The following is a 21,883-nucleotide window of genomic DNA, read 5'->3' as shown; positions in this document are numbered from 1 at the left end:
CACTCCTGGCTCCCGTATCCCGCTGCAGGGTTGCGCTTCCTTCGAGACACGCTGCTGCTCCTTGCGCGACCGCACTATCCGAGCCCCCGTCTTCTTCGCCCATCAGACCCTCCATTCTCCCTCCTGCCACCGGCCGGCCGTGACACCTCCTTCCGAAAATCTTCCGAAAGTTCATTCAGGCGCTCCGTGCAACGAATCAATATAACTGTTCACGACAGCCAATTCCGCTTCGAAGCGTGGCATCAGCGCTTTCACCGCGTCGATGTCGCCCGCCTTCCCCGCCTTTTCCATGTCGGCACATAGATCGCCCAATACCAATGCTCCCACCGAACGAGCCGATGACTTGAGTTTGTGGGCCGCCGCGCCGACCGTTGCCGCGTCTCCCGCCTGCGCGGCGGTACGCAAATCTGCCGCTATTCGGGCCGAACTGGCACGAAAGTCCCGCAAAAATTCACTGATTATCGCCGGGTCGTTTCCCACCAGCGCTTCGAGGACACTCACATCCATGGATCTTTGCGCGGTCGCTGGCGTGGCGGGAATAGCGGTTTCCGCAGGCGCCTGGGCACCGGACTTGGGAACCGGCAACCATTTGTGCAATACTGCTTTCAGGTGAGCAAGCTGCACCGGCTTGCTCAGATAGTCATCCATGCCAATCTCGCGGCAGTGCTCGGCCTCTCCCTTGAGGGCGTTCGCGGTGAACGCGATGATGGGAACGCGAACCTCGCCCCGTTCGGCGCTGCGAATGGCCGCGGTCAACTGGTAGCCATCCATTTCCGGCATATGCAGATCGGTGAGCAACACTCCGTAGTGGCCGCTCTCCCAGCGTTTCAGCGCTTCCTTGCCGTCTCCGGCGATATCCGCCGCATAACCGAGCAGGGAGAGCTGCTGTCGGATCACTTTCTGATTGATCTCGTTGTCTTCAGCCACCAGGATCAGCGTGCCTTCACGCATCGCTTTATCGCGTGATGGCACAACCGCCGCTTCGACCTTGTCGGCCTGCTGCGCTTCTGCTTCCTCATGCATTCGCCCTGCCGCGATAGCCACCGCTCGAAGAAAGGCGTCGCGGTGCATGACGTCGCCGTCCAGCGTGACGGTATCCACCGCTTCGGAGCGCTCATGACGGCGGCGCCCACGCCGGATTACAACGAAGCGAGGCTCGATGTCGGGCTGATGATGTCCATGCTCAAGAACCACGAAATGTGGATCGAGATCGGGCCGGGAACGGCAGGCGGCGCGCAATTCCTCGACCGGTGGTACATCATGTCCCGCGTCGATGACAAGCAACCATAAGCCGGATGGCAGAGTGTCGATTCGTTTCCGCGCGGCCGCCAGATCCGACACCCGCTCAACGGTGGCACCGCTGTGTTTCAGATATACGGCGAGATCGTCGCTCAACCCCTTTTCATCGCCCAGTACCAGACAGGAGACGCCGGTCAGATCCACAACCTTGGCACCCAAAGGTTTGGCTGGCAGTGGCACGAAGGATAAACGCACGGTAAAAATGGAGCCCTTGCCCAATGCGCTTTGTACTGTAATTTTCCCCCCCATCAACTGCACCAGGTGATGGGAAATGGCCAATCCCAGACCGGTACCGCCAAACCGGCGCGTGGTGGAAGCATCCCCTTGGGTGAAGGAGGTGAAGAGTCGCGCCTGGGTCTCCTCACTCATGCCGATGCCATTGTCGGATATCTGAAACTCCACCGTCACCTGATCCAGGTTATGACCCGCCAGTAACGCGCGTACCGACACCCGGCCCGGCTCATGCTGCCCGCTGGAAAATTTAATGGCATTATTGGCCAGGTTGACCAGCACTTGACGCAGGCGCAGCGCATCGCCGAGAACTTCATCGGGAATCGCCGGATCGAGGAATAAGGTGAGTTCCACTCCCTTTCTCGAAGCCAGGCTTTCCAGCATGTTGCAGGCCTTCTCCACCACGTTCACCACCGACATGGGTGCTTCTTCGATCTCCAGCCGGCCCGCCTCAATCTTGGAAAAATCGAGAATATCGTCAATGATTTCCAGCAGGGCAAAAGCCGATTCACGGATCAGATCGACCATTTCCATCTGATAGCCGCTGAGGCTGGTTTGCTGCAACACGTCCGCCATGCCGATCACACCGTTCATGGGAGTGCGTATCTCATGGCTCATGGCTGCAAGAAAAATCGATTTTGCCTGGTTGGCTTGCTCGGCATCCAGCCGGGCCTGCTCCAGGTCTTTCATGATACGGACTCTTTCGCTGATATTAACGCCTGAAGGTATCAGCTTAACCACCCGGCCTTCGGCGTCGCGGACCGGCACGAGCATGAAATCGATCGTCATAAGACCGCCGTTGGCAATACGCACCTCGACATCACGGCGCACTACCTCACCCCCCTGAGCCCGTTCAATATCCTCGTGGGTTTGTCTCTGCACTTCCGGGTTATAAGAGAACCACCATGTCTCATCGAGCCGCTTGCCAATGACGTCCTGGCTCCGCAGGCCGCCCACCTCCAGGGCGGTGCGGTTGATCTCCACGAAAACTCCGTCGGGGGTCGTTTCGCCGACGAGGGCAGCCAGATTGTCCACGATGGCTCGAAGACGCTGCTCGCTTCCGCGCAAAGCCTGCTCCACCTGCTTGCGCTCGTGGATATCACGAAGAACACCCGTGAAATAGCGTTTTCCCCCCACGAAATATTCGCTGACCGCGACATACAGGTCGACAGGCTCCCCATTTTTGTGCCGCCCCACGACTTCTCGGCCCATCCCGATGTTATGCAATCCCTCGACTTCAAGCGTGAGAATGTGATCGAATTCGCAGCGGCCCCGTCCGGTCCGGAAGTACCTCTCGATATAGCCATCGTGGCCGCTGCGATGAGGTTCTGGCATGATCAGCGAAATATTCTGGCCAATCACTTCATCGCGGGTGTAACCAAAGAGTTTTTCGATAACAGGATTGACGGAACGAATGATGCTTTTATCGTCGATGGTAATAATGCAATCCACCATGTGCTCGACGATGGAACGCGTTTCCTCCTCCTTGCTGATGAGGGCTGCATTGGCACGCTCCAGATCGGCGGTGCGCGCCGCAACCCTGGTTTCCAGATCCTGATTGAGTTGCCGCAGATTATTTTCCGCGCCTTCCCTTTCCCGGTTGCTGGCATTCAGGCGTTCCGTCATGGTATTGAAGGTGCTGGCGAGTTGCCCGATCTCGTCCCATCCCGCCACCGGCACGCGTTGCTGCAAATTGCCGGCGGCAATGTGCCGGGCGCTGTAGCTGAGATTCTTCAGCGTGGTGACAACACGCCGGCTAAACAAGATTGCGCCCAGGATGGCCGCCAGGAGCGTCAGGCCGAGAATCAGCAAACTGAGCGTGCGCACCCGTTGCAGGAAAGCGAATACCTCGTCTGCATCCATCTTGACCTCGATGCCCCAGTTCATGCGAGGCAGATACCGCCATGCCGCGACCACCTCCTTGCCGCGGTAATCCATTTTCAGGCCGCCTCCGCGCTCGCCATGCAGACCACTCTGGGTAATCACCGCAAACGGCGCGTTATTCAGAGGTATCTTCAGTTCCAGCGCTGCATTGGGCTCATGTTTCAATGGAGCAATCACCAGCGCAGTGCGCTGATTCAGAGCCCGGGTGAGCACGGTTTCGCCGCTGGCCCCCAGCCCGACGTTATCCTGCACCACCTGGAACACGCGTTCGCTGTAGATCTGTAGCGCCAGTACACCTTCAAGTTTCCCCTCAACCACGATGGGAGACGCCATGAAAGCCGCTATCCTGCCGCGCGAAGGCTCATAGTGTTCAAAGTCCGAGACGCTGCTTTGCAATGTATCCAGCGCTTCGCGAGTCACAACCCCCAGGCCGCTGTTCCGGTAGGGACCGGTAATCAGGTTGGTGGCAAAATCAGATTCATGGGCGTCGGTATACACGATGTCACCCTCGGGTGAAATCAGAAACAAATCATAGTAATCGGCTTCCTCTACAAAACGTTTGAATTGCTCGCGGTATTGGGCATCCAGTAGACGATAGGCCTCGGATTTCCACCCGCTGAGGGCATATACCCGGGCAAATTCGCGCATGGCCGCACGTATGGCGCTATCTGTCTGTATCACCCTGGCATCGAGAAGTCGCTCACGCAGATAGCTGTCGATCTGCTCCGCTTTCATGTCCGCTATGGCCGAGACTTGTTGAATGGCCGTTTTCTGCATCTCTATTTCAAACGTGCGCAGCAGACTGTAACCAATTATCAGGATGGGCAGCAAAGAAACACCCATGAACCACACCGCGAAGCGCTGTGTGAGTGAGGTAAATTTCATGGCTCCCACCCGGAAATCGCCCCCAGCAGCCGATTCCACTCCTCGAGGGACCGGTAGGTGGGAAATGGCGCAGGTTCAAGCGGGCGCCCCGATTCCCAGACAATATCGAATTGACCGTCGTCGCGAGCCTTGGCGACGCGCCCCACCTTCCATACATGATGCGTGATGGGATCGACCGACACCACCCCTTCCGGGGCGGGCAGACTCTGGCGCAGAAGCGTGCGCTGCACCTGGGTCACGTTGCCGGAACCCGCCTCGAGCACGGAATTAATCCATATCTGCATATTGACATAAGAGGCTTCCATGGGACCGTCTATCACGGCATGCTGACCAAAGCGGTCGCGAAACCGGTTCACGAAAGCCTGATTCTTGGGGGACGAGATGCTTTGAAAATAACTTCGCGCGGCATAATGGCCCGTCATCGTCTGGAAATCCCGAGCTGTCAGCCCCACCTCGGTAATGCTGAACGACAAGACGGGTATTTCATCCGGAACAATTCCGCTTTTGGCGATCGCCTGAAAGAACCCGGCATTGTCGGTGTCATTGATGGTAGTCAATACCATATCTGGCCGCTGATCAAGGATATCCGTCGCCAGCTCATCCATATCAACGTGGCCCAGGGGCAGATATCGCTCCCCCACCACTTCCGCACCATGTGCGGCCAGCAGGTCCTTTATGAGGATATGCACCACGCGTGAAAAGACATAATCCGATCCCACCAGATAGATTCGCTTGACGCGTTTATTGCGATTACCCGCCTTGCCGAGATGACTCAGCGCCCAGTGAACGGCCGGCATGATCACCTGGTTGGGCACTGCCCCGCCGTAGAGGACGTTGGGCGACTGTCTCATGCCCTCCTGCGATTGCTCCATTCCTTCGTACTGCAGCGCGTAAAAGAGCAGGTGATGATGTTTTTCCACAACCGACTTCACCGCTTTGCGGCAGGCCGACGTCCAGCAGCCAAACAGCGCCTGCACGTGCTCCATGGTAATCAGGCGCTCAGCCTGCTCGGCACAATAAACAGGATCGGAGCGGCAATCGACCACCATGGCCTCGATCTTCCGGCCATTGACGCCACCCGCCGCATTGGCCTCCTCAATCGCTAGCTGGAGCGCATCCACCAGGGGTTTTTCACTCGGCGCCAGGACACCTGACAGGGAATGCAATATCCCCACCCTGATGCTCAGCTCCGCGGCCGAGTGCTGCCGCCATATCAGAACGCTGGCGACCAGCAGGACAGCCAGGAGAATAAGGAGAACGCGCGTTTTATAGCTGCCCATCAAACTTGATCTTCCCCCGTACGACAAGAATCCGTCCTTCAGATAACCGGACAATCAGACAGATAATCTCACCGACCCTCTTATCATAGACACAATGGCCGCCTTACGGAATAAATCCCGCAAGAAATATCTCTCTCGACGATTTCAAGGCGCTGATCCCGGTCAAGGTCCACTCAGAACTTTCAAATGGGCAGTCACGCTTCGCCCTAACGCGGGTAACGCATATCCCCCTTCCAGAGCCGATACAATCCGATTGCCGGCATATTGACGCGCAATCTCCTTTATTCGTTCTGTCACCCAAGCGTAATCAGCCTCCAGCAGATTCAATGAAGCCAGGTCATCGTCCCGATGCGCGTCAAAGCCCGCGGAAACAAATAACATCTGGGGCCTGAACTTCGTGAGCGCCGGCAGCCAGCACTCGCTCACCGCTGCACGGAAGGCGGTGCCGTTGCTGCCGGCTGCCAGCGGGATATTGACCATGCGTTCGGAACGTCCCGCAACCCCGCAGTAGGGATAGAAGGGATGCTGAAAAGTGGAAACCATCATGACGCGCGGATCGTCTCGAAAAATATCCTCGGTACCGTTGCCATGGTGCACATCGAAATCCACTACCGCAATGCGTTCCAAGGCATGCGCCTGGATGGCATGGGCGACTCCGGCCGCAATATTGTTGATGAGGCAAAAACCCATCGCCCGGTCATGTTCCGCGTGATGGCCCGGTGGGCGAACGCTGCAAAAAGCGTTTTCCGCATGCTCGCCGATCACGAGATCGGTTGCCAGAATCACCGCCCCTGCGGCACGAAAAGCCGCTGCAAGGCTGTGCGGATTCATCGCAGTATCCGGATCGAGATACGTGATTCCGGTGGAGGGCGCCGTGGCGGCCAGTGAAGCGATATACTCCGGCGTGTGCACGCGTTTCAATTGTTCGAGGGTTGCCAATGGCGCAGCATGACGTTCCAGCCGGCCCATCAGGCCGGAAGCGATCAACTCGTCCTCAATGGCCTTGAGCCGCGCCGGACGCTCAGGGTGATAGGCGCCCATATCGTGCAGCAGGCAATCGGGATGGGATATGAAGGCGGTATGCATATGTAATCAAAAACCTCCCGTTCCAGGGGAGTGGCGGCAGCTCAAAATTGAAACCGCTGCCCACTCCGTGATAACCTTTGCCTCACGTTACTCAGCTTATTGAGACAGAATCCGCTTTAACTTAAAGAAATAAAAAAAATCGGGCGTTCAATGTCTCTTTTTCGACAACTCTGGCTGGCCGTTATACTGGTCACCCTGACAAGTTTTATAGGCAGCTTTGCTGTAAGCATGCAAAGCACGCGAAGCTATCTTGAACAGCAGCTTCATCGAAAAAACGTCGATAGCGCCAATTCCCTTGCGCTCTCCATATCTCAACTGAGCAAGGACCCCACTACGATCGGGCTGCAGATTTCGGCACTTTTCGATAGCGGTCAGTATGAGACTATTTCGATCACTTCCCCCGATGGCACAGTAGTCGCCGAGCGGGCACAAGACCGGGTAGACACCGCCGTTCCGGGATGGTTTATCGATCTCTTCCCCATACAGGCCGTAGCAGGCCGTGCCCAGATCTCGAACAGCTGGATGCAGTTTGGCGTCGTCAAGGTGGTCAGTCAAACTCATCTCGCCCACCAGGCTCTCTGGGAGCAGACTGAAACACTGATAATCTGGTTTCTGATAGCGGGTGCCCTAAGCGGACTCATCGGCATGCTGATACTGCATCGCATCAAACGGCCGCTGGCGGCGATGGTTGCCCAGGCTGAGGCCATTACGGAACGGCGCTTTCTCACCATATCCGAACCCCGCATACCGGAGCTGCGCAGCGTTGCTCGCGCCATAAATGACCTGGTAAGACGCCTGCATAACAGGTTCATCGAGGAGACTTCGCGCCTGGAAGCCCTGCATAAGCAAATTCATCATGATCCCGTTACCGGCCTGGCCAACCGTGACTACTTCATGAGTCACCTCCGCAGCATATTGCCGCCTGTCAATGAAGCCGCCGCAGGCAATGCACAAAGCGGCATCCTTCTTATCATACGCCTCAACGATCTGGCGGAAATCAACCGCAGACTTGGTCACACCGGGACCAACAATCTGCTTTGTCAGGTTGGCTCGCTTATAGGTAACATTGCCAGCGAGACGCCGGATCGTCTCGCCGCCCGTCTGAACGGGTCGGATTTTGGACTGATCATTCCGAATGTCGATCATGCCGGTCAATTCGCAAATCAATTAACCCTGGAACTCACCGCGCTGCCGTCCCAAACCGATGGTGAAGTCGCCGACTTCTGCCACATTGGCGCTATCCGCTATCAACACGGAGACAAGCCTGATGAACTGCTCGCCAGAGCCGACACTGCGCTGGCCACTGCCGAGAGGCAAGGCGTCAATGCCTGGCATGTTATCACCGGCCAATCCTCCAGCAACTCTTCTCTTGTAGCTGCAGCCAATATCGGCGACTGGCGCCATATCATCGACGACGCATTGAATGAAGACCGCTTCAAGCTGGTGCTGCACCCGGTGGTTGATCCGGCCGGAATTCAACTGCACCAGGAAGCCGTTATACGCCTCCAGACCCAGCGCGACGGAAAGTGGCTGGCTGCAGGCAATTTCATCGCCATCGCCGCCCGCCTCAATCTCACCGGGCCGGTCGATCTGAATGTCGTTCGTCACGCCCTTGAACCTTTGCAGTCTCAAGCCGGTGAACTCGCGGTCAACCTCTCCGTCGAAACGATCACCGATTGGGGTTTCCGCAATAAGCTGGCCCAGTTGCTGGGCCAATATCCGCAACTATGCCGCCGGCTCTGGCTTGAAGTGCCGGAATACGGAGCTTTCCGAGAGCTTGAGGCTTTCCGTGACTTCTGCCGCACCTTCAAGGGCCTTGGCTGCCGTATCGGCATAGAGCACTTTGGCCACCATTTCGGTGAATTCCAGAAACTCACCGATCTCGGTCTCGACTATCTCAAGATCGACCCCAGCTTCGTGCGTGGCATCCATCAGAAAAAAAACAATCAGAAGTTCCTGAGAGGTTTGTGCAGCCTGGCCCACAGCATTGGGATCATCATCATTGCCGTCGGCGTGCAAAATGAGGCCGAACAGAGAACATTGATAAAACTGGGCCTTGATGGCGTTACCGGACCCGGCGTGAAATGAGGCCTTCTTGCTTCAGGCATCGATCCGGACCATACCTTGACATATTGGAATATTCTATCTATAACTTTCCCATACTCTACAGTTTTATACCCCGCCTATCAAAAGGATAGATCATGACTTCCTCACATGCATGGCATTTTTTCCGGGCAGGTGGCTTCGATCAGGTGCAAATCGATAGTGGCGCGGATCTGCTGGCTTTAAAGGAACTGGATCAGAAGTTATGGGTGGCGCTGAGTTGTCCGACACGCGGGATAGAATTCGACAATAGAACCCTCGACTTGATCGACCATGATGGGGATGCACATGTACATGCAAACGAGGTCCTCTCAGCCATCGCCTGGGCAGGCGGTTTGCTGAAAAATGCCGATCTGTTGGTCAAGGGTTCTGATTCTCTGGCTTTAACCGATATAGACGATAGCAGTGAAGAAGGACAACAGATACTTGTTTCAGCACAGTACATTCTTAAATGTCTGGGTAAAGCCGATGCGGCAGAGATTTCCCTTGCGGACATGGCCGACGTCGAGAAATTTGTCGCGGGCCTGGAATTCAACGGCGACGGCGTGATTCATGCCGGCCAGATCTCGGATGCGGGATTGCGTGAGACCGTCGAAGACATTGTCAAGTGCCGCGGCTCCGTCGCCGACTTGAGCGGGAACGCGGGCCTTGACCAGGAAATCAGTGATGCCTTCTTTGCCGAAGTTGCCGCCTATTCGGACTGGCAAGCCAGCGCGAATGGTAATACCGATATCCGGTTTCTCGGCGAGAAGACGCAAGCGGCCGCCGACGCTTTTCATGCCATCCGAGACAAGGTCAGCGACTACTTCACGCGCTGCCAGCTGGCTGCTTATGATGCACGCGCGGCGGAGCCGTTAAGCCGTTCGGCAGAGGATTATCAGAATATCGCCGCGCAAACGTTATCGGCGCAAAACACAGATATAGCGAATTTCCCGCTGGCGACGGTGGAACCTGACAAGCCCTTGCCATTAATCTCCGGGGTCAATCCCGCCTGGCAGAAACAGGTGGATGCCTTGTATGAGCAAGCCATCGTTCCGTTATTCGGCAGAAAGGACAGCCTTTTCGCTGCTGAGTGGGCTGCGCTTTGCCTCAAGTTTGAGGCTTTCGATGCATGGCAAAGTACGAAACCGGTCTGTTCCGCGGAGGCGCTTGGCGGGAAGCGCTTGCGCGAGATTTCCGGCGGCGGACACAAGCAGGCAATCGATAATTTAATCGGCCGGGACAAAGCGGTGGAAACCGAGGTCAAGGCTATCCGCTCGGTGGAAAAATTGTTGCGCTATAACCGCGATTTATTCAATCTGGTAAATAATTTCGCATCGTTCCGCAGCTTCTATACCGGGAGAGACAAGGCAATATTCCAGCTGGGCACATTGTATCTGGATGGACGCAGCTGCGATCTTTGTGTCAGGGTCGAGGATATCGGCAAGCATGCGGAATTCGCCAACATGAGCGGCTTGTACTTGGCGTATTGCGATTGTGTGCGCAACGGCGGCGCGGAGAAAATGAGTATCGCCGCCGCCTTCACGGCCGGTGATTCCGATTTTCTCATGGTTGGCCGGAACGGCATTTTCTATGACCGGAAAGGCCAGGACTGGGATGCCACGATAGTGCGTATCCTTGATCATCCGATCAGCATTCGGCAGGCATTCTGGTCGCCTTATAAAAAACTGAGCAAATTTATCAGCGAGCAACTGCAAAAACTGGCTTCATCGAAGGCCGCGGCGGCGGATGAGAAACTGATCAAGGCGGCGGTGGAAACCGGCACACCCATAGCGGCGGGCACCCCCCCTCCGCCGCCCAAGCCCCCCTTCGATGTAGGCAAATTCGCCGGGATCTTTGCCGCGATAGGCCTCGCGCTCGGCGCTATCGGCGGGATTCTCGCCTCGCTGGTCAGCGGGATACTGGGATTGAAATTCTGGCAGATACCCTTGGCCATATTCGGTCTGATGTTGCTGATTTCGGGTCCGGCCATGATTATGGCCTGGTTCAAGCTGAAAAAACGCAACCTCGGCCCGGTACTGGATGCAAACGGCTGGGCGATCAACGCACGCGCGCGCATCAATATCCCATTTGGCACATCGTTGACCAAGCTTGCTTACTTGCCGCAAGGCGCACGCCGCTCGATGACCGACCCATTTGCGGATAAAAAACCGGTATGGCCTTATTACGTGGTGATTGCAGGTATCATGGGTGCCTTGATCGGCTTGTGGTATATGGGCATTTTCGAGACTGCCCCCACCAAGTAAAAGGATAGACGGCATGCACCCGCAGTACACGCGTCTTGTTATCGCCAAAATGAATGTCACCTTGAATGTCATCTTGAATGTCACCTTTTTCGGAGAATTGCTTAATGGATGAACTCAAGTCAGTAGCCGATGCCATCGTCGCGCACCAAAAAGGCATTCTTGCGGCGGATGAAAGCAACCCCACGATCAAGAAACGCTTCGACTCGATCAAGCTCGAATCGACCGAAGAAAACCGTCGGCGATACCGTGAACTGCTTTTTACCACCGAAGGTATCGAGCGTTATATCAGTGGCGTTATCCTCTTTGATGAAACACTGCGCCAGAATTCCCGCGACGGCACGCCTTTCGCCGAGCTGCTGTCAAGCCGGGGGATTATTCCCGGCATCAAGGTGGACAAAGGCGCAAAAGCGCTGGCCCTGCATCCCGGTGAAAAAATTACCGAGGGCCTGGACGGATTGCGTGAACGGCTGGCTGAATATAAGCAACTGGGTGCGAAATTCGCGAAATGGAGGGGCGTGATTCAAATTGACGGACATGATATTCCTTCGACATACGGCATGCATGCAAATGCCCACGCCCTGGCGCGCTATGCCGCTCTCTGCCAGGAAGCGGACATTTTACCCATCGTGGAGCCGGAAGTACTCATGGACGGCCCCAATGATATGGATCGCTGCGAAGTGGTTACATCGAAAATGCTTGAGATTCTGTTTGCTGAACTTGATGCTCACCGCGTCATATTCGAAGGTATTCTGCTGAAGCCGAATATGGTGATCGCGGGTATGAAGTGTACGCATGAGTCCAGCGTGCAACAGGTTGCCGAAGCCACGGCTCGTTGTCTACGACGCTATGTCCCATCGGCGGTTCCCGGGATCGTATTCCTGTCCGGCGGCCAAAGCGCGGAGGATGCCACCGATCACCTGAATGCCATGAATGCCATGGGATCGTATCCCTGGCAGCTCAGTTTCTCCTATGGGCGCGCGCTGCAGGCACCGGTTCTGGCCGCCTGGGGCGGGAAGGAAAACAATGTGGCAACGGCACAAAAAATATTTTTCAAGCGTTGCCAATTAAACGGTTTGGCCCGGGAAGGAAAATATAACCGGGCAATGGAAACGGCGACAAATAGCTGACCACTGCACGATATCAGATCCATCGGACGCATAGGCGCGCACCAAGCTCTTTGAGGCGCATGCCGATCGAACGTTGTCGCCACTTTTCAAGCGTGATGAATCTGGAAGATTCGATATCTTTCTCGAACATTGTTTTCATTTGCTCACCAAAATCCTGCCCGAGAACCACCGCGTTGATTTCCTGGTTATACTGAAAACTGAGCCAGTCAAGATTGGTTGAGCCTATAGTGGACCAGACACCATCTATGAGTGCCGTCTTGGCGTGCAGTATCGCATCCTTGCGTTCGTAGATCTTCACGCCAGCACTCAGCAGCTCGTCATAGTAGGAATGCGAGGCGTGAAAAACCAGATTGGAATCGGTTTTGCCGGGTAGCAGCAGCCGCACGTCGACATTGCGCCGGGCAGCGGCCTTCAATGCAGCAAGTAATTGCGGGTCCGGTACAAAATATGCTGTTGTAATATAGGCATAGGTTTCGGCGCTGTTGATCGCTGACAGGAGCGTGGCATAGATAGGGCTGTAAGGCCCATCCGGAGAACTGCCGATGGCACGCACCACCTCATTCCCTCTACTGCCCATCTGCGGGAAAAAGGATTTCGACACCAGCGGCTCACCCCGCTGTTTTTCCCATGTCGCGAGAAACAATTTCTGGAAATCGCTGACTACGGGCCCTTCAATACGTAGATGGGTATCGCGCCACGGCGGGGTATCCTTTGTGCGCGGTTTTGACCGGGTGAATGACCCGCTGGAATACACGCTGCTAATATTGACGCCACCCACAAAGGCAATCTGGCCGTCAACCACGAGCAGTTTGCGATGATCGCGGCCCACTTCCCATTTCTTGCGAAGCATCAATGGATTGAGGGGATTGAATTCCAGCACGTTGATGCCACTGTCCGTTAACGACTTGAAGAATTCTTTGGGTGTATCGCCCGATCCGACGCTGTCGTATATAAAATTCACCTGTACGCCATTCTTTTGCCTTTCAATCAATGCCGCCGCGAAGCGGCGGCCAATCTCATCATCCTCGATACTATAGGTTTCCATGTTGATATGATTCTTCGCACCCTGTATCGCGGAAAACATTGATTTGTAGGTAGCAGGGCCATCAAGCAGCAGCGTTATCTTATTGCCCGTTACCAACGGGCTTCCCATGAGCTCCTCGACTTGTGCAAGGTGCCTGTCAAAGATGTTCGTTTCCGAGCTACGCTTCTTCAGCTTTGCCAAGACTGCTTCGCTTTTCTGGGCAGAAAGCGGACCATCCGCGCCGTCCACACGTACGTCATGGTTGGTATGCGCCATTCTATCCGGCAACGGTAGCGAACCACAGCCCGCCAACAGCACCAGGCAAAATACCACCGCACATTTCTGGATCCTCATGAATTCTGCTTCCTCGGGTTTGTGATATTACCGGTTACGTTGTGGGAGACGGACACTTAAACATTTCACGCTCCCTTGAGAATCAATGCCCCTGTTTCTTATATGGAATTAAATCTAAGATTCAGAGTGGTAAAAGCAGAAATCGTTCCAATCGGGACACACTACAAAAAGCAAAATACGGATGACGCGGAGCAGGAGCATGGATGTCCCAGGACCGCCGGGGCAGGCAAACTACTTGAGTGTTTTGCCGGACCGGGAATGTGAAAGGAAGGAATTGGCATGCATGACGTCCGGGAGTCTCGGAGTCCCTTGCCGCCACTTCCAGGACTTGCCTTGAGGAACCGAATGAACGGTTAATGTTTCTGATATCGCCCGATCAATTCAGAAGAGGCGATGACATGCCCTTGCATCGCCTGCTCCAGCTTTGCCTTGGTGGGCTGCTTCAAATCCGGCAATACCGTATCCAAGGCGTAGAGCTTATGAAAATAGCGATGATTGCCTATCGGAGGGCACGGTCCCCCATAGCCGGTGCGCTGCCAGTCATTAAGACCCTCCAGGGTACCTGATGGAAGATCCCTTGACGCAATGGCCTCGGGTAAGCCGCTGGTATGGGCCGGGATGTTGTATAGCACCCAATGCACCCAGGTTCTTTTAGGCGCAGCGGGATCAGGCGCGTCCGGATCATACACGATTAAGACCAGACTCTTCGTGCCCTCGGGTATTTCGGTCCAGAAAAGTTCGGGAGAAGTATCATGGCCCTCACAAGTATGGCGAGCGGGAATAACCCCCTGGTGAGGAAAAGATGAGGACGTAATGGTCATGGACATGATAGCTTTCTCCTTCTTGCTTATGGACGGCCTTGTTTCAGCCGCTCCCGCCGCTATACAGACGGAGGCGATCCCCAGCGAGGCGGCAACAACGCCAATGCGCGTCCATCGGATGAAATAAGACCCCGCTTCCATTTGCTACGCGATGGGAATGGTTCTTCCCTTCGCGCCACCCAGTTTCGGCAGCCTGACCGTCAGGACGCCGTTCTTGTAGCTCGCTTGCGCGTTGTCCGTATCCACATTGCGCGGTAACGGAATAGTACGCTGGAATGCCCCGTAGGCACGCTCCATGACGTGGTAGGTACTGTCCTGGGTAGTGCGCTCGAGGCGCTTCTCGCCGCGCAAATAGAGTATGCCGCCGTCAATGGTGATATGGCAGTCTTCTTTCTCCATGCCTGGCAGCTCCACCCGTACCACAATTTCTTTGTCCGTTTCCTCCATTTCACCGGCCAGCAAACTCCAGCGTGGAAAAGCGGGACGCATGCCGCTGGAGCCGTGCTCGCCGGGTTCGTCATTCTTATACCGGGTAAATTGAGTCAGCGCTTCACTGCTATGGTTGAGCAGTTCGCGCCAACCTTCCGAAATATTTTCCCAGGTGCGGCTCAGGTCGCGGCCGATATTTTTTCCTGCCTGTTTCAAGGAATCCAGCATGGCTACTCCTTTTTCGTTATCGAATCTCGACCCGGTGGTTAACCGCTTATTTGCCAGTCGAGCGCTACAATGGGTAAAGAATAATTGTGCCCCCTGATTCTCGCCTCTTGGGTGAGTCCGCTACGGGCCGGATTTGGGTTAAGTGGCAATAGTCCATGGAAGAAAAACATTTCCGGTTTCGTACGTCGGATCGGCTATTGACGACGCCGGGTTTCCTTTTGCCGCTGATATCTGACCAGCTTGGCAATGGCGAGCAGCTCTTCCGACAGCAGTTCCAGCAAGTCATCGAGAGCGAGGATACCTACCAGTCCACCGTTTTCATCCACGATCGGCAGTCGCCTTACCGTCTTGCTGCGCATATATTGAATCGCCTCGAATACTCCGATGCTTTCTTTCACCGTCACCAGTTCCCGTACCATGATATCGCCTACGGTAATAACTTTCTGGTCGAGATCCGGCGCCATGATTTCCACCACGAGATCGCGGTCGGTGACAATCCCGACCGGAATCCGGAGATCACCACGCTCTTCGACAACCAGGACATCGCCGATATGATGCTGCCGCATGAGCTTGGCCGCTTCCAGAATGGTATCGTTATGTTTCAGGATAACAACGTCGCGGTTACAGATTTCACCGACAGGCATGATGGATACCCTCCAGTATGGTTAAATATTTCATGCCAGATGGCATTATCCTAAATCCGGTAGTAGCGGACTCACCCGGAAGGTGAGAGTCACATAATAAAAAATATTGTTATTAATCAAAATACTGGTCCTATTAAAGGAGCGCTCAACTACCGGATTTAGGTTTATGCATGATGCCTGTTCCGATAAGCCAGCCGGCACTATGAGGGCAGATCGATTCAGCATGACCAGCCTGTTGCCAGGTTTAACGCGCCCAGCTTACGCGTAACAGATACTCCTGCGGGTTATAGTGAAACTCCAGATCACCCTGGTAAGCGTGATGCAACGCTTCACCAATGCCGCGTGCAAGATGGATGTCGGTCGTCGTTACCAGCGTCGCACCCTCTTTTTCTTCAATCGCCATGATCCGCTTAAGCGGATGGCCGGTCCGCTCGCGGTTTTCCACATTATGCACAAGATGCATGATTTCCTCGCGATGAGCGAGGAAGAATGTCCCCTGCAAGGTCAGAAACCCGGCGGGAAAATGATCGTGCATGCGATGGCAGGCGGGACAGGTTTCACGGTGTGCATCAGCGCCGGCTTTGCCCCATTGCCAGCGTCCTTCGTGAAATACCGCCCCGCACTGCGGGCAGACGGCGGGCTCTGGCAACTTGCGTCTCGCCTTATAGGTATCGTGCACGCGCTCCTGAAAGAGGCCGTCATCACGGGAAACCGGGTGAAAGCCGGGATACTTGACATCTGTGCCCATGGCGAGATTCCTATGGTGAAAAAATATGACCCACACGCGACAGATTAATTACCCGCAGCATGTCCAAAACCACCGGGAAGCACGGCTCCTTTCCCGGGACAAGAAAGCGAGCACCCGAACTTAAACTCACGAGCCCTGCGAGGCTGTGTCACTGACCATTCTTTCGAGAATGGCCAATGCATGGCGGCCGCATGTCATACCGCCATTAAATCCGCTATTTAACCTCGATCCGCTTGGCCGTTTTCCCACTTTTCTTGGGGAGCGTCAGTACCAGCGTGCCGTTCTCATATTTGGCGTCGGCTTTGGTTTCATCCACTTCGCTGTTCAGACTAAAACTCCGGTAAGCCGATCCCTGATGGCATTCGCGGCAAATAACCCTTTCTCCTTCCTTTTCCTCTTTTTCCCCCTTGGTCTCCGCGCTGATGGAAACCATATTGCCGTCGATTTGCACTTTCACATCCTCTTTTTTTACCCCTGGTATTTCCGCGCGGACGGTATAAGCCGTATCGTTTTCAGTCAAATCCATCTTGATGGTGGGAGCGTTTTCCATTTCCATGGAAAATGGGCGCATTCCAAAATTCTTGAACCAGTCCTCAATATTGTAAAATGGGTCGGAGCGAGTGATATCGCCGAAAAGAGGGGAACGCCGCATGATATTTGCCATGATATTTCTCCTTTATAGATAGTAGATAGTAAAGTTTGCTCAACCGCCGTTTTCTGACCCGATCACGCGACGGCTAGCGGTCAGAGTCACCCACGTTATAGGGTGCGCCATCCATCCCTGGCGCGCCGTCCCCCTCCGTCTTGACCGCCAGCCAGTCTTGCGCATGGACGCCGCGGCGTTCAGTTCGATAATAAGAAGCAGTCGAAATCATCTGATAGCCATTTCTTCGTTCCCTTACATTGGGTTCGCCTGATCGATGAGTTTTCGCCGCCATTGACTCGACTGGCATAGATTTTTTTGAGAGTTCAGCAAATTCGCCTTCATTTCTCTTTTTCTTCCTACTTCCCACATCGGGTTTACTCAATGGTTTGCTTGACAAAATATGACCTCTAAAAATGAGTTGAAGAATTATGTGGAGAATGTGTCACCATTTATTAACCGCGCAGCCTGCTCCAACGGTGGGGCTCGCAATTATTAACAGTTCCTTGTGACAATCTCTGTACGCTTTCGAACATTAGGCGACATATCGTTTGGAACGGGCATGCATATACTAGGTGCGATTTACTTGCCCTTGCAGATTCCTGGACAATCCGCCCCTCCCTGTTTGGGATCGCAATCGTCGGTGGGGTCATCCACGCAAATCCCGCCATCGGCGCATTGAATTCCCGCAATTCCACCGCATGCCCGCGGTTCGGTCTTCTTGCACTCGCCCTCGTGCTCAATGGATACGCCTGCAGCTGCCGCAGTGCATGCGTTCCCGTACGTCTTGCCGTCGCAACCGCACACCGGTCTGAATTCCCGGGTACAAATCGTGGGCTTGGTCTTGCATGTGCCTTGCGCATCCGGCATCTTGCATTGGCCGGCGCCGAAATCACAGTACTGCTGTGCGTCGGGGCAGGTTTTTCCAGCTATTCCGCCACAAGTCAGCGGCCCACCGGAATCGCCTGAACCGATGGCCTTGCATTGCGAGGTGAGCTCCACATTAAGGAAGGTACCCGCCTTGGGATGCACAGAACGCAACTGCCTGACAAAAGCGTTAAACTTTTTTGGCGTTGTGCTGAAACCTGCCTCCGCGCAGGCGGATAAACCGCCTTCAATCGGAATAGGTCCGCCCGCTCTGGGGCTATAAACAGCAAATGTATCGACGATATTCGCGGCAATTGCCTGTCCTACAAACTTGCGCACCGACCTCAAGGCGGCCCTATCAAGACCTCGCCCGTCATTGGTTAAAGTAATATTGACGGCACGTTCCGCAGGATCCGCAGGGGTCTGGGCAGTGACAGGCGCGATACCGAGGAGGGTTGCTCCCATCAGGCAAACATGAATTAACCTTTTCATTCTCTCCTCCTGTCTGTAAATCGTGGGCAAACCTCACAGGCAAGTGGCACACCTTGATGAAATGCCGGTGTGCACGCAGGTAACATCCATGACACTTCTTTTTGTAGCAGAGAAAATGCAAAAGTAAAGACGGACTTATGGTTTCCATGAGAAAAATCCACTGGCGGGTTGCATCATCCAGGCAGAAAAAACGGAATGACGGGCCGTCGTCGAAAACCGGGCCATGTACGATACCTGGCCCGGGTTTCATCGCGCGAGCATCTGCCCGCGATGCTATTTGACTACTTGATTACCGTTACATTTACGGAAGCGGACGCAGCGTTGCCTGCCAAATCCTTCGTCACGACTTCAACGGTATGCGTTCCGGCCGCGACTTTACGGATATTCCAGTTGTACCCTAGCGTGCTCCCGCTTCCGGTTGCCTTCAGCACGCCGTCGATATAAACCGTTTGTGTAATGCCTGCGGCGCCGCTATCGTCGGTTGCATTCACACTGATAGCCACATTGCTACCCGAGACACTCCCTGCCACCGGATTGATGATTTGTACGGCCGGCGCTGTGGTGTCCTGGGCAACCGTTACGGTTCCGTTGGCCACATTCACCGCCACGGCGGTTGAAGCCTTGGAGTTGCCGGCCGCGTCGAACGCATAGGCAACCAGGTTGGACATACCGTTGGGTGTACCGGTCGAATCCCAGGTGAATCCGAATGGCGCAGAAGTGTCGATGGCCACCGTGGTGCTGTTCACCCGCAGTTCTACATGGGTGACGCCGGTATTATCGGTCGCGGTCACATTCACGGGAACCAGCCCCGTCACCGTTGCGCCGCCCAGAGGCGCGGAGATGGAAACCACCGGAGGCTGAGTGTCCGCTACAGGAACAGCGGCAACGGCAGCCTTTACCGCTGCTCCCGCATTAACCCTCCCATAGCCATAATAGGGGTCACGTCCGGCAGCACCCAAATCAACGGCGGTTGAGAACAACAGACTTTCGATCTTGGTGTTCTGCAACGTAGGGGCGGCAGACATCATGAGCGCCACGACACCGGCGGTAACCGGGCTGGAAAACGAGGTACCGGATACCGCCCCATAGCCCCCACCCCGGGTTGTAGTCCAGATACCGGCTCCTGGTGCGGACACAGCAACAAAATTGCCATAGCTCGACCAGCTGGCCTTGGCGTCATTGCTGTCGGTGGCAGATACCGCGATCAGTGTGGTGGTGGGCGCATAAGTTTCATTGATACCGCTGTTACCCGCACCCACTACCACCAGCCCGCCCTTGTTCTTCATGTATTGCGCCGCATTCTGGATCGTCGAGCTGCCCGCTATCAGGGCGAAGCTCATATTGACAACACGCGCCCCACGGTCGGCCGCCCATGTCGTCCCCTGCGCCAGCATGCTTACATATCCAGCACCGCTGGTATTGGTGACGCGGATGGGCATGATTTTCGATTGACCGGAAACGGATGCGACACCCACCCCGTTATTGCCTGCCGCTGCCGCCGCGCCGGCTACCTTGGTGCCGTGGCCATATACGTCCGATGTATTGGAGTTATTGTCATAAAAATTCCATCCCGGCACCATGCGCGCGGCGAGATCGGGATGCGCGCTGTCGACCCCCGAGTCCAGGATAGCAATGGTTACTCCGGCGCCCTGGGCACCATCCCACGCGGATGCTGCGCCAATTTTAGGTAAGTGCCACGCACTGCCATAATAGGGATCATTCGGCACGAAATCGGGGGTTACAAGGTAGTCGGGCTCCGCAAACTTGAGGTGCGGGTGATGGGCGAGCCGCGCGGCAATGGCTTTTTCCGAGGCATTACCCGGCAAATCCACGATGTACAAGTCGCTCTGCCCGATCTTCCTGCCCTTGCCGCCATGGGCACCAAGTATCTTTGCCAGCTCCTTTTCGGGCAGCCCGGCACGGGGCACCACCAGGATCCGTCCTTTTGCCCATGTCTCGGAACCAGCGCCCGGTCCCTTGACTTCCGGGGGTGCGGCGTCGGAAATGGTTGGATGGAATCCCATGCAGGCCGCCAATATAACCGCGACCAAACCGAACCGGGCGCGTGTAACAGGTTTCAAGCCACTTGATGGAAATACACAGGTAGCCAGCCCTGAAATGCCGGAAGGTGATGCCTGATTGCTGATGCTCATTTGAAGTTCCTCCTCGTGGTGTGGAGGCGGAACTACCGGAATAGGCCTGGATTGAAAAATGCTCTAGCGCCGGACAATAAAGTCCATCCGAGCATCTTGCTTGATTCCCGTCAATCTATGACATTGATCAGGGAAGCGGCGTTATCTGGCAGTCCTGCCGTCCTGGGGCCTTTGCCCGGTAGACCGATGACTTTGCGTCCCCCGTTTTCACGGGGTTTGCCCTTTGCAGATCTAAAAATGTTGCGTCATCATTGCATGGATGACGCGCGCCGCCTATTGGACTGAAGTACAACTCGCCGAAGAGTGAAAATGGATAGGAAAAACCGGACCGGCAATCCCTTGCTGATGAATACGCCTTAAACCTGTACAAAATCCTGCGTGGATTTACATTTCCGTACGTACATTCCGGGACATCCGCCATTCCATGCAGAAAAATGCAAACACAACCATGATGATTGCTTGCATGCTTGGGAACGACGCGCATAGGCGCCTATTTAATGCACTTCCATGGTCGTACCAAATAACAAACCCGCCGAAGCGGGTCTGTTGTCAGGCCTGTATTAAGCAGATCAGGCTAGTTGCTTTTTGTGTCTGCGTGATATGCCGATACCCAATAGACCCAGGCCAAGAAGCGCCAGTGTTGCGGGTTCCGGTATTTCAATAGGGGGTACTGTACGATCGGTAGGACCAAGGCGGACTTGCTCCAAGTCGCTGATACCCGTCATTCCGGAGGCACTGTCGATGATTACTCTTACGATCACCTGATTATCCAGGGAAAAGCCGGTGAAGAAGTTCTGTCCCGACCCATCCAAGGCTTGGTTCAGGAAGCTGAAAGTCGCACCGAACTGATCGATCAGGAAAATATTCGCAGATCCATTCGCTCCGGCATCGATATTGAACTGCACTTTCGCAAAGCCGAGAAGCGGATCGTCCAGCCCCCACTCGATATGATTAAAGGAACCATCGGCGGCCTCAATACGCGCCTGCCCGCCTCCAGGAACTATAATATTTTCGTTACTGGTAAAGTTGACGAGTTGATGGGTCTGATTAAGCTCGCCGACTACGAGAGTATCGAGAACCCCGGGTTGCGTAAGCAGCACATTCTGGACATCTCCTGAACCCCCGATCAATCCTGTGCCTAGCTGAAGCGTTGCGGATGCGCTACCTGAGTAAAATGCACCCAGCAAAGCAATTGTGGCACTCGCTTTAAAAACTTTTTTTATGTTCATGATTCATTCTCCAAGTATTAAGTGACCCGATTAATAACAAAGCAAATGTCGTGCCAGATAGAGAATGATTATAATATATTGATTATTATAGTTAATATATAACCTTATTA

Annotated in this window: 16 protein-coding genes and 1 riboswitch; of the genes, 3 read left to right on the top strand and 13 right to left on the bottom strand. The window is 54.9% G+C overall.

From position 1 onward, the window contains the following. Positions 1–171: 171 nt before the first annotated feature. From EBAPG3_RS07375 to EBAPG3_RS07365, 3 genes are all read right to left on the bottom strand, one after another. Positions 172–4,299 (bottom strand): PAS domain S-box protein, encoded by a 4,128-nt coding sequence (locus EBAPG3_RS07375; RefSeq protein ID WP_151898877.1) that lies wholly within the window; start codon positions 4,297–4,299, stop codon positions 172–174. Next, positions 4,296–5,579 carry an ABC transporter substrate-binding protein gene (locus EBAPG3_RS07370; RefSeq protein WP_004179903.1) on the bottom strand — a complete coding sequence of 428 codons (1,284 nt, stop codon included), beginning with the start codon at positions 5,577–5,579 and terminating at the stop codon, positions 4,296–4,298. Before EBAPG3_RS07370 ends, EBAPG3_RS07375 begins: the two co-directional genes overlap by 4 nt. Before the next feature lie 162 nt (positions 5,580–5,741). Continuing rightward, positions 5,742–6,665: a histone deacetylase family protein gene (locus EBAPG3_RS07365; protein WP_004179904.1), complete on the bottom strand. Its 924-nt coding sequence runs from the start codon at positions 6,663–6,665 to the stop codon at positions 5,742–5,744. Between the two features lie 150 nt (positions 6,666–6,815). Here EBAPG3_RS07365 and EBAPG3_RS07360 point away from each other — a divergent pair, with 150 nt between their 5' ends. The 3 genes from EBAPG3_RS07360 (at position 6,816) to EBAPG3_RS07350 (ending at position 12,141) form a co-directional block, all read left to right on the top strand. Continuing rightward, positions 6,816–8,753, top strand: a complete 1,938-nt coding sequence (locus tag EBAPG3_RS07360; RefSeq protein ID WP_004179905.1) for a bifunctional diguanylate cyclase/phosphodiesterase — start codon at positions 6,816–6,818, stop codon at positions 8,751–8,753. Between the two features lie 113 nt (positions 8,754–8,866). Next, a complete protein-coding gene (locus EBAPG3_RS07355; protein WP_004179906.1) occupies positions 8,867–11,014 on the top strand; it encodes a hypothetical protein in 2,148 nt (715 codons plus the stop codon). A gap of 104 nt (positions 11,015–11,118) precedes the next feature. Then, complete coding sequence (locus tag EBAPG3_RS07350) at positions 11,119–12,141, top strand: class I fructose-bisphosphate aldolase (RefSeq protein ID WP_004179907.1); 1,023 nt, start codon at positions 11,119–11,121, stop codon at positions 12,139–12,141. 13 nt (positions 12,142–12,154) lie between these two features. Here EBAPG3_RS07350 and cls read toward each other — a convergent pair whose 3' ends face one another. The 10 genes from cls to EBAPG3_RS07305 all read right to left on the bottom strand — a co-directional run bounded on the left by cls (position 12,155) and on the right by EBAPG3_RS07305 (position 21,773). Beyond that, the gene (cls, locus tag EBAPG3_RS07345; protein WP_004179908.1) at positions 12,155–13,519 is read right to left on the bottom strand and encodes a cardiolipin synthase; all 1,365 of its coding nucleotides are present in this window, start codon (positions 13,517–13,519) and stop codon (positions 12,155–12,157) included. Positions 13,520–13,872: 353 nt separating this feature from the next. After that, positions 13,873–14,346, bottom strand: coding sequence for a YbhB/YbcL family Raf kinase inhibitor-like protein (locus EBAPG3_RS07340; protein ID WP_004179911.1), 474 nt, complete (start codon positions 14,344–14,346; stop codon positions 13,873–13,875). 138 nt (positions 14,347–14,484) lie between these two features. Then, positions 14,485–14,997 (bottom strand): Hsp20/alpha crystallin family protein, encoded by a 513-nt coding sequence (locus tag EBAPG3_RS07335; protein WP_004179913.1) that lies wholly within the window; start codon positions 14,995–14,997, stop codon positions 14,485–14,487. Positions 14,998–15,191: 194 nt separating this feature from the next. Continuing rightward, positions 15,192–15,641 (bottom strand): CBS domain-containing protein, encoded by a 450-nt coding sequence (locus EBAPG3_RS07330; protein WP_004179914.1) that lies wholly within the window; start codon positions 15,639–15,641, stop codon positions 15,192–15,194. A gap of 244 nt (positions 15,642–15,885) precedes the next feature. Further along, entirely contained in the window at positions 15,886–16,389 is a 504-nt protein-coding gene (locus tag EBAPG3_RS07325; protein WP_004179915.1) for a BCAM0308 family protein, read from the bottom strand. A 214-nt stretch (positions 16,390–16,603) separates the two neighbouring features. Then, positions 16,604–17,053, bottom strand: coding sequence for an Hsp20/alpha crystallin family protein (locus EBAPG3_RS07320; RefSeq protein ID WP_004179916.1), 450 nt, complete (start codon positions 17,051–17,053; stop codon positions 16,604–16,606). A 73-nt stretch (positions 17,054–17,126) separates the two neighbouring features. Continuing rightward, positions 17,127–17,327, bottom strand: a complete 201-nt coding sequence (locus tag EBAPG3_RS14955; protein WP_151898875.1) for a hypothetical protein — start codon at positions 17,325–17,327, stop codon at positions 17,127–17,129. Positions 17,328–17,614: 287 nt separating this feature from the next. Beyond that, positions 17,615–18,391, bottom strand: coding sequence for a Kazal-type serine protease inhibitor family protein (locus EBAPG3_RS07315; RefSeq protein WP_004179919.1), 777 nt, complete (start codon positions 18,389–18,391; stop codon positions 17,615–17,617). 281 nt (positions 18,392–18,672) lie between these two features. Next, on the bottom strand, positions 18,673–20,544 hold the full coding sequence (locus EBAPG3_RS07310) for a S8 family serine peptidase (RefSeq protein ID WP_004179923.1): 1,872 nt from the start codon (positions 20,542–20,544) through the stop codon (positions 18,673–18,675). 144 nt (positions 20,545–20,688) lie between these two features. After that, a riboswitch (cyclic di-GMP riboswitch) is annotated at positions 20,689–20,775 on the bottom strand. A gap of 338 nt (positions 20,776–21,113) precedes the next feature. Then, the gene (locus tag EBAPG3_RS07305) at positions 21,114–21,773 is read right to left on the bottom strand and encodes a PEP-CTERM sorting domain-containing protein (RefSeq protein WP_004179926.1); all 660 of its coding nucleotides are present in this window, start codon (positions 21,771–21,773) and stop codon (positions 21,114–21,116) included. Positions 21,774–21,883: the final 110 nt, after the last annotated feature.

Origin of the sequence: Nitrosospira lacus, assembly GCF_000355765.4 — a bacterium.
In the GTDB taxonomy this organism is placed as follows: Bacteria; Pseudomonadota; Gammaproteobacteria; order Burkholderiales; family Nitrosomonadaceae; genus Nitrosospira; species Nitrosospira lacus.
Note: the sequence above shows the minus strand (reverse complement) of the source record. Positions and strands in the feature narration are given on the sequence as shown.